The 13688-nt window shown below is 70.9% G+C and carries 12 protein-coding genes; 8 read left to right on the top strand and 4 right to left on the bottom strand.

Annotated features, from left to right (window positions below):
* Positions 1–18 precede the first annotated feature (18 nt).
* Positions 19–2379: a malto-oligosyltrehalose synthase gene (gene treY / locus ACM26Y_RS14320; protein WP_416061231.1), complete on the bottom strand. Its 2361-nt coding sequence runs from the start codon at positions 2377–2379 to the stop codon at positions 19–21.
* The gene (gene glgX / locus ACM26Y_RS14315; RefSeq protein ID WP_416061230.1) at positions 2376–4679 is read right to left on the bottom strand and encodes a glycogen debranching protein GlgX; all 2304 of its coding nucleotides are present in this window, start codon (positions 4677–4679) and stop codon (positions 2376–2378) included. The genes treY and glgX overlap by 4 nt, the downstream gene beginning before the upstream one ends.
* A 103-nt stretch (positions 4680–4782) precedes the next feature.
* Between glgX and ACM26Y_RS14310 the strand changes: the two genes are divergently transcribed.
* The 5 genes from ACM26Y_RS14310 (at position 4783) to ACM26Y_RS14290 (ending at position 9616) form a co-directional block, all read left to right on the top strand.
* Positions 4783–6063, top strand: a complete 1281-nt coding sequence (locus ACM26Y_RS14310) for an adenosylmethionine--8-amino-7-oxononanoate transaminase (protein ID WP_416061229.1) — start codon at positions 4783–4785, stop codon at positions 6061–6063.
* A gap of 84 nt (positions 6064–6147) precedes the next feature.
* The gene (locus ACM26Y_RS14305; RefSeq protein ID WP_416061228.1) at positions 6148–7287 is read left to right on the top strand and encodes an 8-amino-7-oxononanoate synthase; all 1140 of its coding nucleotides are present in this window, start codon (positions 6148–6150) and stop codon (positions 7285–7287) included.
* The gene (bioD, locus tag ACM26Y_RS14300; protein ID WP_416061227.1) at positions 7284–7979 is read left to right on the top strand and encodes a dethiobiotin synthase; all 696 of its coding nucleotides are present in this window, start codon (positions 7284–7286) and stop codon (positions 7977–7979) included. The genes ACM26Y_RS14305 and bioD overlap by 4 nt, the downstream gene beginning before the upstream one ends.
* A gap of 730 nt (positions 7980–8709) precedes the next feature.
* Positions 8710–9099 (top strand): STAS domain-containing protein, encoded by a 390-nt coding sequence (locus ACM26Y_RS14295; protein ID WP_003935836.1) that lies wholly within the window; start codon positions 8710–8712, stop codon positions 9097–9099.
* A gap of 85 nt (positions 9100–9184) precedes the next feature.
* On the top strand, positions 9185–9616 hold the full coding sequence (locus tag ACM26Y_RS14290; RefSeq protein ID WP_003935835.1) for an ATP-binding protein: 432 nt from the start codon (positions 9185–9187) through the stop codon (positions 9614–9616).
* A 115-nt stretch (positions 9617–9731) separates the two neighbouring features.
* Here ACM26Y_RS14290 and ACM26Y_RS14285 read toward each other — a convergent pair whose 3' ends face one another.
* Both ACM26Y_RS14285 and ACM26Y_RS14280 read right to left on the bottom strand, forming a co-directional pair.
* Positions 9732–10160: a hypothetical protein gene (locus tag ACM26Y_RS14285; protein WP_416061226.1), complete on the bottom strand. Its 429-nt coding sequence runs from the start codon at positions 10158–10160 to the stop codon at positions 9732–9734.
* A 35-nt stretch (positions 10161–10195) separates the two neighbouring features.
* Positions 10196–10348, bottom strand: coding sequence for a hypothetical protein (locus ACM26Y_RS14280; RefSeq protein WP_003935833.1), 153 nt, complete (start codon positions 10346–10348; stop codon positions 10196–10198).
* A gap of 268 nt (positions 10349–10616) precedes the next feature.
* Here ACM26Y_RS14280 and ACM26Y_RS14275 point away from each other — a divergent pair, with 268 nt between their 5' ends.
* The 3 genes from ACM26Y_RS14275 to ACM26Y_RS14265 are packed head-to-tail and all read left to right on the top strand — an operon-like array spanning position 10617 to position 13687.
* Entirely contained in the window at positions 10617–10901 is a 285-nt protein-coding gene (locus tag ACM26Y_RS14275) for a hypothetical protein (RefSeq protein WP_003935832.1), read from the top strand.
* On the top strand, positions 10898–11713 hold the full coding sequence (locus ACM26Y_RS14270) for a hypothetical protein (RefSeq protein WP_416061225.1): 816 nt from the start codon (positions 10898–10900) through the stop codon (positions 11711–11713). The genes ACM26Y_RS14275 and ACM26Y_RS14270 overlap by 4 nt, the downstream gene beginning before the upstream one ends.
* Positions 11714–11770: 57 nt before the next feature.
* Positions 11771–13687: a fumarate reductase/succinate dehydrogenase flavoprotein subunit gene (locus ACM26Y_RS14265; RefSeq protein WP_003935830.1), complete on the top strand. Its 1917-nt coding sequence runs from the start codon at positions 11771–11773 to the stop codon at positions 13685–13687.
* Position 13688: the final 1 nt, after the last annotated feature.

The raw sequence follows: 13688 nt of genomic DNA, 5'->3' as shown, positions 1-13688 counted from the left end.
CTCCTCTGCGCGGACGGCCTAGTCGCGGGCCAGCACGGCTACCGGAAGATCCGCGAACACCTCCGCCGGCGACACCGTTGCCGACAGCCGCCGCCCGGTGAGCCGGTCCACCCAGAGTCCCGGCGGCAGGTCGAGCGTCGTGTCGCCCCACCCGGTCTCCTCCAGGGTCACCGTGTGCCGCGAAGCGAGCGCCACCACGTCGACGTCGTCGGCCGCCGGGCCGCGCCCGAAGCCGATCAGGTGAGCGGCGGCCGGACCCGACGCGGACAGCGGGACGTAGGCACCACCGACGAAGCTCGCCGGCCGTTCGCGGCGCAACCGCAGCGCCGACCGCACCACCGCGAGCTTCGCGGTGCCGGCTTCGTCCACGGCCGGCGGCGCGTCCTGCTCGAGCAGCCGGCGTCTCGCGGCGAAGTCCACCGGCCGCCGGTTGTCCGGGTCGACGAGCGAGTCCTCCCACAACTCGGTGCCCTGGTACACGTCGGGGATGCCGGGTCCGAGCAGCTGCAGCAGCTTCTGCCCGAGCGAGTCCGCGGAGAAATGCGGGGCCAGCGACGCGACGAACTCGGTCAGCGACGCGCCGACCGGCCCGTCGCACACCGCGTCGAGCCAGGCCGCCACCGCGCCCTCGAACTCCTCGTCCACCTCGGTCCAGGTGGTCCGCAAGCCGTTCTCCCGCAGCGCTTTCCGGGCGTACTCGTGCAGCCGGGTCCGCAGCTCCTCCGTCACGCGACCGTCGCGCGGCCAGGCCCCGAAGACGTTCTGCCACAGGAACAGTCCCGAGGCGGCGTCCGGGGGCGGCGCGACCGATTCCCATTCGGACAGGCACGCCGCCCACAGCTGCGGCACCTGCGAGAGCACCCCGATACGGGCGCGGACGTCCTCGCCGCGCTTGGTGTCGTGGGTGGACAGCGACGTCATCGCCCGCGGCCACCACCGCGCCCGCTCCGACCAGGCGAGGTGGAACTCGGCGACGGGGAGCCCGAACCGGCCCGGGTGGCCGCCGACCTCCTGGAGCGAGACCAACCGTGCCGCGCGGTAGAACAGGCAGTCCTCGACGGCCTTGGCGGTCGCGGCGCCGCACACCTGCCCGAACCGGGCCGTCGCCTCTCCGCCCCGGGCCAGGGCCCGGGCCAGCACCTCGAGCGCCCGTTCGAGTGCGGGCTCGGCGCGGGCGCAGTCACCGAGGATGCGGGGCAGCATCCCGGCCAGCGGCGCGTAGTCGGACCGGTACACGGGCAGCTCCGCCACCACGGAGATCACCGCGTCGCGCAGGTGCTCGTCCGGACAGGTCGCATCGGCGGCGTCCCGGCGCACCGCCCGCACCAGCCGGCGCACCTCCGGTGCCAGCCCCGCCTGCAGCACCGCGCTCTTGATGTGTCTCTCCTGCGCGTGCAGCCACTGCGCGTCGCCGGAGGCGCCGGTGCGATCGCGCGAGAGCGCGTCGAGGTCCTTCTCTCCACGCGGGTCGAGGAACACCGCACCGACCTCGCCGAGCGCGTCGTAGCCGGTGGTGCCGTCGACCGGCAGGGTCGGGTCGAGCGGTTCGCCGTCGCCGAGGATCTTCTCCACGACCAGCCAGCGGTCCGGGCCGACGAGCTCGCGCAACCGCCGCAGGTAACCGGTCGGATCGGCCAGACCGTCCGGATGATCCACGCGGACGCCGTCGGTGAGGTCGTCGTGCATCCACGACGCCACCTGGGCGTGCACCGCGTCGAACACCGCCGGATCCTCCACCCGCACCGCCGCGAGGTCGTCGACGGTGAAGAACCGGCGGTACCCGATCAGGCCGCTGTCCCACGGCACGAGCCGATACGCCTGCCGCGCATGTACTTCCGCTCCGGTTCCCGTGTCGGTGCCCGGGGCGACGGGGAAGCGCCGCTCGTAGTAGGCCAGCGTCGGCTCGTCGCCGGTGCGGTCGACGGTCAGGTCCTCGACGTCGGCGGCCGACCCCAGCACCGGCAGGGCGATCCGGCCGTCGCAGCCGTTGTCCGCGTCCCAGTCGATGTCGAAGTACGAGGCGTACGGCGAGTCGCGGCCGTGCCGCAGCACGTCCCACCACCACGGGTTCTCGCGCGGATCGCCGACGCCGACGTGGTTGGGCACGATATCGATCAGCAGACCCATCCCGCGGGAGCGGACCTCACGGGCGAGGGCCGCGAGACCCTCGCGGCCGCCGAGCGCCGCCGACACCGTCGTCGGATCCACCACGTCGTAACCGTGGGTCGAGCCGGCTGCGGCACTGAGCACCGGAGACAGGTACACGTGGGAGACGCCGAGCGCGTCGAGATAGTCCACGAGGGCCACCGCGTCCGCGAAGGTCGTCCCGTCGCCGGTGAGCTGCAGCCGATACGTCGACGACACCGGGCGCGGGCTCATGCGGTCCTCCGCATCACCAGCAGCGAACGGCCCTGCACCCGCACGGACTCCCCGGCGGTCACCACCTGCTCGCGCAGCCCGTCCGGCACGTCCGTGTCCAGCGCCACCGACCATTCGTCGGCGTGCGGGCCGTCGGGGGTGACGAAATCGATCGGCTCGTCGTGCGCGTTGAAGCACAGCAGGAACGAATCGTCGACGACCCGTTCGCCGCGCTGGTTCGGCTCGTGGATGCCCTCGCCGTTGAGGAACACCGACAGCGACTTGCCGAACCCGCTGTCCCAGTCCTCCGGCGTCATCTCCTCGCCCGCCGGGGTACGCCAGGCGATGTCCCGGGACTGCTCGCCGCTGCGGATCGGGCGGCCCTCGAAGAACCGCCGTCGCCGGAACACCGGGTGGGCCCGGCGCAGCGCGATCACGTTGCGGGTGAACTCGAGCAGGTCCGCGTTCGTCTCCGCCAGCGACCAGTCCATCCAGGACAACTCGTTGTCCTGGCAGTAGACGTTGTTGTTGCCCTGCTGCGTGCGCCCGAACTCGTCGCCGTGCGCGAGCATGGGGGTGCCCTGGGACAGCATCAGCGTGGCCAGGATGTTGCGGCTCTGCCGCTGCCGCAGCGCGAGCACGTCCGCGTCGTCGGTCGGGCCCTCCACGCCGCAGTTCCACGAGCGGTTGTGCGACTCGCCGTCCATGTTGTTCTCGCCGTTGGCGTCGTTGTGCTTCTCGTTGTAGGAGACCAGGTCGGCGAGGGTGAAGCCGTCGTGTGCGGTGACGAAGTTGATCGAGGCGCTCGGCCGGCGGCCGGTGGCCTCGTACAGGTCCGACGAACCGGTGAGCCGGGAGGCGAACTCGCCGAGCGTGGCCGGTTCCCCGCGCCAGTAGTCCCGGACCGTGTCGCGGTACTTGCCGTTCCACTCGGTCCACAGGCCGGGGAAGTTGCCCACCTGGTAGCCGCCCTCACCGACGTCCCACGGCTCCGCGATCAGCTTGACCTGCGAGACGATCGGGTCCTGCTGCACGAGGTCGAAGAACGCGGACAGCCGGTCCACGTCGTGCAGCTCGCGGGCCAGGGTGGAGGCCAGGTCGAAACGGAATCCGTCGACATGCATCTCGGTCACCCAGTAGCGCAACGAATCCATGATCAGCTGCAGGGTGTGCGGATGGCGGGCGTTGAGGCTGTTGCCGGTGCCGGTGTAGTCCATGTAGTAGGACTTGTCGTCGTCGACCAGCCGGTAGTAGGCGGCGTTGTCGATGCCGCGGAAAGAGATTGTCGGCCCCATGTGGTTACCCTCCGCGGTGTGGTTGTACACCACGTCGAGGATCACCTCGATGCCCGCCTCGTGGTAGGCGCGCACCATCGCCTTGAACTCGGCGACGACGCCGCTCGGGTTGCTGGCCGACGAGTAGTCCAGGTGCGGAGCCAGGAAGCCGAAGGTGTTGTAGCCCCAGTAGTTCCGCAGTCCACGGTCCAGCAGCACCTGATCGTGCATGAACTGGTGCACGGGCATCAGTTCGATCGCGGTGACCCCCAGGCTCTGCAGGTGCTCGATGATCACCGGGTGGGCCAGCCCGGCGTAGGTGCCGCGCAACTGCTCCGGCACCCCGGGGTGGGTCGCGGTCATGCCCTTCACATGGGCCTCGTAGATGACGGTCTCGTAGTAGGGCCGGCGCGGATGCCGGTCGGAGACCCAGTCGAAGAACGGGTTGATCACCACGGTCGTCATCGTGTGCCCGAGCGAATCCAACTGGGGGAAATCGGGATTCGACGGCTCATCGGGTTCGGTGGCGGACTCGGCCACCGTCTCGTTCTCGTCGCCCGACTCCGCGGTGGCCGCGCCCGGAGCACCGGAGGCGTCCTCCGCGGCTGCGTCCGACTGCTCCGGTTCCGACGGGGCCTCCTCGACCTCGGACCCCGCCATCGCGTACGAGAACAGGGACGCATCCCCGTCGAACGCACCGTCGAAAGCCTTGCCGTAGGGGTCGAGCAGCAGCTTGCTCGGATCACAGCGCAGACCCTGCGCCGGGTCGTAGGGGCCGTGGACCCGGTAACCGTAGCGCTGGCCGGGGGTCACCGTGGGTAGGTAGACGTGCCAGACGTTGCCGTCGACCTCCTCGATCGGCACGCGGGTCTCGGTGCCGTCCTTGGCGATCAGGCACAGTTCGACCCTCTCGGCGACCTCGGAGAAGAGGGCGAAGTTCGTCCCCGCCCCGTCGTAGGTCGCGCCGAGCGGATATGCGTTCCCCGGCCACACCGGGATCTCGGCCGGGAGGGCCTCGGTGGACGTGCTCGGCTCGGTGGGTTCCATGACCGCAACCCTAGCCGGATCCGCGGTCGTGCACGGACCGAGCGAGCCGGTCCGGCGCAGGTGCCGACCGGGCCCGCGGCGCCGACGCCTACAGTCGATCCCCGTGACCGCCCGCCGCCTGAATCCCGACGAGGTCGCCGCGCTCGACGCGGCGCACCTGTGGCATCCCTACGGAGCCGTGCCCGCATCGACCGTCCCGCTCGTCGTCGACGAGGCACACGGCACCCGGCTGCGGCTGGGCGACGGCCGCGAACTCGTCGACGGCATGAGCTCGTGGTGGGCCGCCGTGCACGGATACCGCCACCCCGTCCTCGACGCGGCGGTCACGCGCCAGCTGGGGCGGATGAGCCACGTCATGTTCGGCGGGCTCACCCACGAGCCGGCCGCGCGACTCGCGGAGCTGCTCGTGCAGATCACCCCCGACGGCCTGGACAAGGTCTTCCTCGCCGATTCCGGGTCGGTGTCGGTGGAGGTCGCGGTCAAACTCGCCCTGCAGTACCAGCGCGCGGTGGGCCGGCCGGGGCGGCACCGGCTCATGACCTGGCGCGGCGGCTACCACGGCGACACGTTCGCGCCGATGAGCGTGTGCGACCCCGACGGCGGCATGCACTCGATGTGGACCGGAGTACTGCAGCGGCAGGTGTTCGCGCCGGCGCCCCCGCGCGAGTTCGACCCGGCGTACGTCGCCGAGTTCGAAGCCACGCTCGAGGCCCACACCGACGAACTCGCCGCCGTGATCGTCGAACCGGTGGTGCAGGGCGCGGGCGGCATGCGCTTCCACGATCCCCGCTACCTGACCGAGTTGCGCCGGATGTGCGACACCCATGGCCTGCTGCTGATCTTCGACGAGATCGCCACCGGGTTCGGCCGCACCGGCGAGCTGTTCGCCGCCGATCACGCGGCCGTCGCGCCGGACGTCATGTGCGTGGGCAAGGCGTTGACCGGCGGGTATCTGACGCTGGCGGCGGTGCTGTGCACCTCGGCGGTCGCCGAGGCGGTCAGCGCGGGCGAGGGCGGCGGCATCATGCACGGCCCGACATTCATGGGCAATCCGCTCGCGTGCGCGGTGGCCGTCGCCGCCGTGGAGCTGTTGCTCTCGCGCGATTGGCGCGGCGAGGTGGCCGCGCTCGGCGAGGGCCTCGAAGTGGGTCTGGCGCCGGCGCGGGAGCTGCCGGGCGTGGTGGACGCGCGGGTGCTCGGTGGTATCGGCGTGCTCGAACTGGACCGGCCGGTGGACATGGGCGCCGCGACGGCGGCCGCCGTCGCGGCCGGCGTGTGGCTGCGCCCGTTCCGCAACCTGATCTACGCGATGCCGCCGTACATCTGCACGGACGACGACGTGCGGACGATCACCGCGGGGATGTGCGCCGCCGCCCGGACCTGACCCGGCGGGCGGGGTGCCGGGCGAGCGAGCCGGTAACGCCGCCCGCATTCCGACTTGAACAGTGTTCAGGTATGGTCTGCGGGCATGACCGTCTTCGCCAGCCTGGAATGGCTCGACGACGTCGCCGATGCCCGGCGCGCGGCGGGCCTGCGCCGCACCCTGCATCCGCGCACCCCGGCGCCGGACATCGTCGACCTCGCCTCCAACGACTACCTCGGCCTCGTCCGGCACCCCGAGGTCCTCGCCGCCGCGACCGCCGCGCTGCGCCGCTGGGGCGGTGGCGCCACCGGGTCCCGTCTCGTCACCGGCACCACCAGCGAGCACGAACTGCTCGAGCGTGAACTCGCCGAGTTCACCGGCGCCGAGTCCGGTCTCGTGTTCGCCAGCGGGTACGCCGCCAACCTCGGCGCCGTCACCGCCCTCGCCGACCGCGACACCCTGATCGTCTCCGACGCGGGCTGCCACGCGTCCCTGGTCGACGCGTGCCGCCTCGCACGCGCACGGGTGCAGATTGCCCCGCACGCCGACGTCGACTTCGTGCGGACGGCACTCGCGACCCGCACCGAGCGGCGTGCCCTCGTGCTCACCGACTCCGTCTTCAGCGCCGACGGGGACCTCGCGCCACTGCAGCAACTGCATGCGGCGTGCCGGGCGCACGACGCGCTGCTGCTCGTCGACGAGGCCCACGGGGTGGGAGTCCGGGGCGACGGCGGCCGCGGACTCGTCCACGAGGCGGGGCTCGCCGGTGAACCGGACGTCGTGGTCACTGCGACGCTCTCGAAGTCCCTCGCGTCACAGGGAGGCGTGGTGCTCGCCGATGCTCGCGTGCGGGCCCACCTGATCGACGCCGCCCGCACCTTCATCTTCGACACCGGTCTCGTGCCCGCCGCCGTCGGCGCCGCCCGCGGTGCGCTGCGCGTGTTGCGTGACGAGCCGCACCGGGCCCGGGCCGTGCTCGAGCGGGCCGCCGACCTGGCCAGGATCACGGGGGTCGCCACCCCCACGTCGGCGGTCGTGTCGGTGGTGCTCGGGGACCCACAGGTCGCGTTCGACGCCGCGCAGGCGTGCCGCAGCCGGGGAGTCCACGTCGGATGCTTCCGGCCGCCGTCCGTTCCCGAGGGCACGTCGCGGCTGCGGCTGACCGCCCGCGCGAACCTGGACGCCGACGAACTCGCCCACATCGACGACGTCCTCACCGAGGTGCTGTCCGGAGCACGAGCATGACCGTCCTCTTTGTGACCGGCACGTCCACCGACGTGGGCAAGACCGTCGTCACGGCGGCCTACGCCGCGGTGGCCGCGGCGGCGGGGCTACGGGTCGCCGTGTGCAAGCCGGCGCAGACCGGAGTGGCCGACGACGCTCCCGGCGACCTCGCCGAGATCACCCGGCTCACCGGGGGCCGCGTGCACACCGTGGAGCTGGCCCGCTACCCGGAGCCCCTGGCGCCGGACACCGCGGCGCGGCGCAGCGGACGGCCGCTGCTGCACCTGCCCGTCGTCGTCGCCGCCGTGCGCGCGCTCGCCGACGAGTACGACCTCGTTCTCGTCGAGGGCGCCGGGGGGCTGCTCGTCCGGCTGGGCAGGGACGGATTCACCCTCCTCGATGTCGCCGCCGCGGTGAGCGCCCCGGCCGTGGTGGTGGCGGCGCCCGCCCTGGGGACCCTGAACCACAGCGCGCTGACCGTCGCCGCGTTGAAGGCCGGAGGGGTCGAGTGCGCAGGCGTGGTGATCGGCGCGTGGCCGGAGCAGCCCGGTCTTGCCGAGCAGTGCAATCTGCAGGATCTACCCGAGGTCACCGGGGTGCCCCTCCTCGGGCGCATTCCGGCGGGCAGTGGCGCCCTCGACGCCGTGTCCTTCGCCGAGCAGGCCACCCGCTGGCTGCCTGCCGACCGGCTCGGGATGCCGGTTCGGACCTGACCCCCTCCCCGCAGCGGCCGGCCTTGCGTACCGCCACGCGTGCCGTAGGTGAACGAATGTGCGAAGCCGACGAGTTCGGGTAGGGTGTCCGGTGCGGTTGAGACACCAGCCGTAGTGCCTGTGAGGACGCGTCCCGACGACGCGTCCCTGCGTCAGTGCTACGCAGTGCTCGCCGCGTCCGGTGTCGACCGCTGCGTATCACCGACCGAGGCAGACCGGAAGTCGGTGTAGGAGACAGCGCAAGCGATGAGGGTGCTCGATCACCAGCAGTGCGGGACGGCCCACGAGCGGGCAGTCTCGCCCGACCACATTCTCGACGGCCCGCTCGGCCGGAACACCCCGTCCCGGTCCGGGACGCCGGGGGCAACGGTGTCGATCGTCGATGCCGACCCCTTTACACCCGTCACCACCACGGACGGTCGACGGCTCGGCACCGTCGCGCCCGATCGGCCCGGAGCCGGGGGAGGCCCTGTTGCTCCCCGCCGACGGGCTCACCCGGGCCGGCCCCGACGAACGGGAGAGATTCGGGGAAGAGAGCGACGTCGGATTCCCTGTGACGAGCGCGCCGGACTCCACCCCCGCCCGGCTCGTCGCCGGACTTTCGAAACCGGTTCCCGCCCGGCGCCCAGGACGACATCGTCCTGCTCGCCGTAGGTATACCCCCTCGACTCCGACCCTCGGGATCGGACCCGCTATCGCACAGGAGGACAGTGTCTTGCATGATGGACAGATGAACGAAGCGACTTCCGAACAGCCGATCATGGCCGTTTCCCAAGCGTGGAGCGGCGACATCGCGGTGCTGTCGGTGGCCGGTGACGTGGATCTGGTCAGCGCCCCGCAGCTCGAGGAGGAAGCCGTCGCCACCCTGGGCAACGACAAGTGCCGGGGCCTGATCGTGGACCTCGGTGCTGTCAACTTCCTCGCCTCGGTGGGCATCGCCGTACTGGTCGACCTGTCGAAGAAGACCGCCGGCACGACTCCCTACGCCGTCGTCGCGCAGGGTTCGGCCACCGCCCGGCCGCTGTCGCTGCTCGGGCTGGACGAGGTGTTCCCGATCCACAGCCGCCTCGACGAGGCGCTGGCCGCTCTGCAGGCCGACAAAGCCGGCACGGAGGCATGAGCCGATCGGGCCGCGCAGGCTCGACCGGACGGACGTGTCCGGGGCGTGATCCTGTCGGGGACCTGGCGACGACGAGGGAACGAGGATGCAGACGCGGGGCGTAGCACCGGCCTTTCTGGCGACCGGACTGTACTTTCGCGGGGTCCGTGCCGAGGCCTCACAGGTGACGATGCTGCGGCAGGCGCTCGACCGCTGGCTCAGCGGCTTGCGGCTCGCCGAGGTCGGCGGCCAGGACGTGCTGCTGGCCAGTTACGAGGCGCTCGCGAACGCCGTGGAGCACGCGTACGTCGCGACCGACGGTGACGGCACGGTCGACCTGGAGGCGAACTACTCGCCGCAGGACCGGTGTGTGGAGATCGTCGTCACCGACCACGGGCACTGGCGGGAGTCGGACACCCCGGCGGCCGGTAACTCCCGGGGGCACGGCCTGGCGCTGATCCGGAATCTGGCCGCGGATACCGACCTGGCCGTCAACCCCGACGGCACGCAGGTGGCGATGCGCTGGCAGCTGCCCTAGGGGAGTTCGACGGTCACCGGCCGACGCGAGTCGGGTGGGCGCCATCGTGACCACGAACGGATTCCGGCCCCGACGTTTCGCGCGTCGGGGCCGGAATCCGTTCCGGGAAGAAACCTCAGGCGGGTTGCGGGTGCCGACGGCTGCCGGCGTCGCCGCTCGCGGCGAACACCGAGGTGCACACGGTCCCGAGGGGAGCCGTCACGTCTCGCGCCGGAGAGGCCACCACATCGGCCGGCACGCCGCTACCGGCGAGTGCGTCGAGTATCCGTTCGGGAGCGTCGTGCACGCAGACGCACGGAACGCCTGCGGCGCGCACGGCCTGCATCGTCATCGCCTCGGCAGCGGAGCACGCGCCGTCGAGCACTTCCTCGGCGACGATCGCGCACACCACTCGGCCTCCGGCGAAGGCATCGGTGAGTCCGAATCCGTGCTCCCGTGCCCAGCTCCGCAGCTCGGCCCCGCGGGCGCCGTCGAGCACCCGGGAGCAGTCGCCGACGATCAGCAGTTCGCCGGCCGATCCCCCCTCGATCGATCCTGAAGTCATCTGATCCCCTGCTTTCCGTATCGACGTCGTCGACCTCATGCGCGTCCGGTTCCGGCCGACTGCTCGTCGGTGCGCGGTTCGGCGAACATCGCCTCGATGTGGCGCTTGATCTCCTCGGTGCTCATGGCCGAGCCGGCAGTGGCCGTTGCACGGCGGGAGGCGGCGGAGGCGAACAAGGTGGTCTGCATGACGTTTCTCTGTCCTAACTCTCTTCAGCGCGTGCTGCTTTCACAGTGGCATCCAAGTCTTCCCGGAGCGCGGGTTTTCGAAACCTGTAACGGATATTTCACATTTTCTGGCACGTTCTGTCCGGATCCGGCTCGGCGCCCCGTGCGGTCACGACGCGTGCGCGTCGATGGCCGGATTCGCATGCGAGGCCGCACGAATGTCGTACTGTGATAGCTGTCACATCGAGTCGGCAGGTGTCGACGTGCCGACGACCTCTCGGAGGTACGAATGTCCACCACCGAAATGCAGGAACTGCACCGCACCATCGGTCACCTGCGGCACTGTCTGACCTCGCTCCGGTCGAGGTACGGCGACGCCGCCGCCGTGCGTCGTCTGGTCAACGACGTGGACCGGCTCGACATCGACGCGCAGGACCTGGCGGCCTCCCCACCGCGTGAGGCGTCCCGGCCGGTCGGCGAGCGGATCCCGATCCCCGACACCCCGTACGACGAGATCTTCCGCGGCGTCGACTGCGACGACGAGGGGCTCGGCGGCCTGCACGGCTCGCGGTGAGCGTGCCGGCGGCAGGCACCGGCGTGCGCTCCGCGACGCGGGCTCGGATCGCGGCGCGCACGCTACGTACCGACCGGTGGTGGCAACCGCCGCTGCTCACCACGCTGGGACTGGCCGTCTTCGTCGTGTACGCGACGATCCGGTCGTTCGTCCGCACCGCGTACTGGGTCGAGGAGTACCACTACCTCACGCCGTTCTACTCACCCTGCGTCAGCGCGTCGTGCGTGCCCGGCGCCCGGCACTTCGGCACATGGGTGGGTGAGCTGCCCATGTGGATCCCGCTGGCGTTCCTGTCGCTGCCGTTCCTGCTCGGGTTCCGGCTGACGTGCTACTACTACCGCAAGGCCTACTACCGCTCGATCTGGCTGGCGCCGCCGGCCTGCGCCGTCGCCGAGCCGCATGCCCGGTACACGGGGGAGACGCGGTTGCCGCTGCTGATCCAGAACTCGCACCGCTACTTCTTCTATGCCGCGCTCGTCATCTCGGCGATCAACACCTACGACGCGATCCTCGCGTTCCACGGCGCCGGGGGCGGCTTCGGGTTCGGGCTCGGCAACGTCATCCTGGTGGTGAACGTCGTGCTGCTGTGGGCATACACCGTCTCGTGCCACTCGTGTCGGCACGTCACCGGCGGCCGGCTCAAGCATTTCTCGAAACACCCGCTGCGCTACCGGGTCTGGACGTTCGTCTCCAGACTCAACACCCGGCACATGCAGCTGGCGTGGACCACGCTGGGCACCCTGATGATCACGGATTTCTACATCATGCTCGTGGCGAGCGGCACCATTTCGGACCTGCGGTTCGTCGGCTGAGCTACGACGCCGGCCCGGGCGCCTGCCGCGGGCGGTTCGGCAGCAGAGGAGGACTGGATGGCGGACGTCGAACGGCACAGCTACGACGTAGTGGTGATCGGCGCGGGCGGGGCGGGGTTGCGTGCCGTCATCGAGGCGCGTCAGCGCGGACTGCGGGTCGCGGTCGTGTGCAAGTCGCTGTTCGGCAAGGCCCACACCGTCATGGCGGAAGGCGGCTGCGCCGCCGCGATGGGCAACGCCAACCCGCACGACTCGTGGCAGGTGCACTTCCAGGACACCATGCGCGGAGGGAAGTTCCTCAACAACTGGCGCATGGCCGAGCTGCATGCGCGCGAGGCCCCCGACCGGGTGTGGGAACTCGAGACCTACGGTGCGTTGTTCGACCGCACCCCTGACGGTCGGATCAGCCAGCGCAACTTCGGTGGTCACACCTACCCCCGGCTCGCACACGTCGGCGACCGTACCGGGCTCGAGCTGATCCGCACGATGCAGCAGAAGATCGTGTCGCTCCAGCAGGAGGACTACGCCGCCACCGGCGACTACGACGCCCGTGTGCGGGTGTTCGCCGAGTGCACCGTCACCGAACTGCTGAAGGACGGCGAGGGCCGCATCGCCGGTGCGTTCGGGTACTGGCGCGAGTCCGGCCGGTTCGTGCTGTTCGAGGCCCCCGCCGTCGTCCTCGCCACCGGCGGGATCGGCAAGTCCTGGAAGGTCACGTCGAATTCGTGGGAGTACACCGGCGACGGTCATGCGCTTGCGCTGCGGGCCGGGGCCGCCCTGATCAACATGGAGTTCGTCCAGTTCCACCCCACCGGGATGGTGTGGCCGCCGAGCGTCAAGGGCATCCTCGTCACCGAGGGGGTGCGCGGTGACGGTGGGGTGCTGAAGAACTCCGAGGACGAACGGTTCATGTTCTCCTACATTCCGCCGGTGTTCAAAGGCCAGTACGCCGAGACGGAGGAAGAGGCCGACCGCTGGTACACCGACCAGGAGAACAATCGCCGCACCCCGGACCTGTTGCCGCGCGACGAGGTGGCCCGCGCCATCAACTCCGAGGTCAAGGCCGGTCGTGGCACCCCGCACGGCGGGGTGTTCCTCGACATCGCCTCGCGCATGCCCGCCGAGGAGATCGTCCGGCGACTGCCGTCGATGCACCACCAGTTCAAGGAACTCGCCGACGTCGACATCACCGCCGAGGCGATGGAGGTCGGTCCCACCTGCCACTACGTGATGGGCGGGATCGAGGTCGATCCCGAGACCGGGGCCGCGTCCGTGCCCGGCCTGTTCGCCGCCGGCGAGTGCTCGGGCGGGATGCACGGATCGAACCGGCTCGGCGGCAACTCCCTGTCGGATCTGCTGGTGTTCGGCCGGCGCGCCGGTCTCGGCGCCGCCGACTACGTGCAGGGCCTCGGACACCGTCCACGCATCGCGGAGGCGGACGTCGTCGCGGCGGCGCGCACGGCGCTGGCCCCCTTCGATCCCGCCGAGCCCGCGACGGCGGAGAACCCGTACACCCTGCACACCGGGTTGCAGCAGTGCATGCAGGACCTGGTGGGCATCATCCGGCGCGCCGACGAGATCGCCCGCGCCCTCGACGATCTCGCTGCGTTGCGGGCACGGATCCGCAACGTCGCCGTGGAGGGTCACCGGCAGTTCAATCCCGGCTGGCACCTCGCCCTGGATTTGCGCAACATGCTGCTGGTGAGCGAGTGCGTGGCCCGGGCGGCGTTGCTGCGCACCGAGAGCCGGGGCGGGCACACCCGCGACGACCACCCGTCAATGGACCCGAACTGGCGCCGGACGCTGCTGGTGTGCCGCACGGGCGACGGCGGCGGATCGATCCCGGATGTCACCGTCGCGCCCGAGCGTCAGGTGCCCATGCGTCCGGACCTGTTGGCACTCTTCGATGTCGAGGAACTCGCCAAGTACTACACCGACGACGAACTCGCGGAACATCCGGGACGGAGGCCGTAGC

The organism is Rhodococcus indonesiensis (assembly GCF_047782815.1).
Classification (GTDB): Bacteria; Actinomycetota; Actinomycetes; order Mycobacteriales; family Mycobacteriaceae; genus Rhodococcus; species Rhodococcus indonesiensis.
The sequence above is the reverse complement of the archived record's forward strand: the minus strand, read 5'-3'. Positions and strand labels throughout refer to the sequence as shown.

Coding starts and splice junctions, on each gene's coding strand:
- ACM26Y_RS14265 (WP_003935830.1), top strand. CDS start 11,771: ATGGCGGACGTCGAACGGCACAGCTACGACGTAGTGGTGATCGGCGCG.
- treY (WP_416061231.1), bottom strand. CDS start 2,379: ATGAGCCCGCGCCCGGTGTCGTCGACGTATCGGCTGCAGCTCACCGGC.
- ACM26Y_RS14280 (WP_003935833.1), bottom strand. CDS start 10,348: ATGCAGACCACCTTGTTCGCCTCCGCCGCCTCCCGCCGTGCAACGGCC.
- ACM26Y_RS14290 (WP_003935835.1), top strand. CDS start 9,185: ATGCAGACGCGGGGCGTAGCACCGGCCTTTCTGGCGACCGGACTGTAC.
- ACM26Y_RS14275 (WP_003935832.1), top strand. CDS start 10,617: ATGTCCACCACCGAAATGCAGGAACTGCACCGCACCATCGGTCACCTG.
- glgX (WP_416061230.1), bottom strand. CDS start 4,679: ATGGAACCCACCGAGCCGAGCACGTCCACCGAGGCCCTCCCGGCCGAG.
- ACM26Y_RS14295 (WP_003935836.1), top strand. CDS start 8,710: ATGAACGAAGCGACTTCCGAACAGCCGATCATGGCCGTTTCCCAAGCG.
- ACM26Y_RS14285 (WP_416061226.1), bottom strand. CDS start 10,160: ATGACTTCAGGATCGATCGAGGGGGGATCGGCCGGCGAACTGCTGATC.
- ACM26Y_RS14305 (WP_416061228.1), top strand. CDS start 6,148: ATGACCGTCTTCGCCAGCCTGGAATGGCTCGACGACGTCGCCGATGCC.
- bioD (WP_416061227.1), top strand. CDS start 7,284: ATGACCGTCCTCTTTGTGACCGGCACGTCCACCGACGTGGGCAAGACC.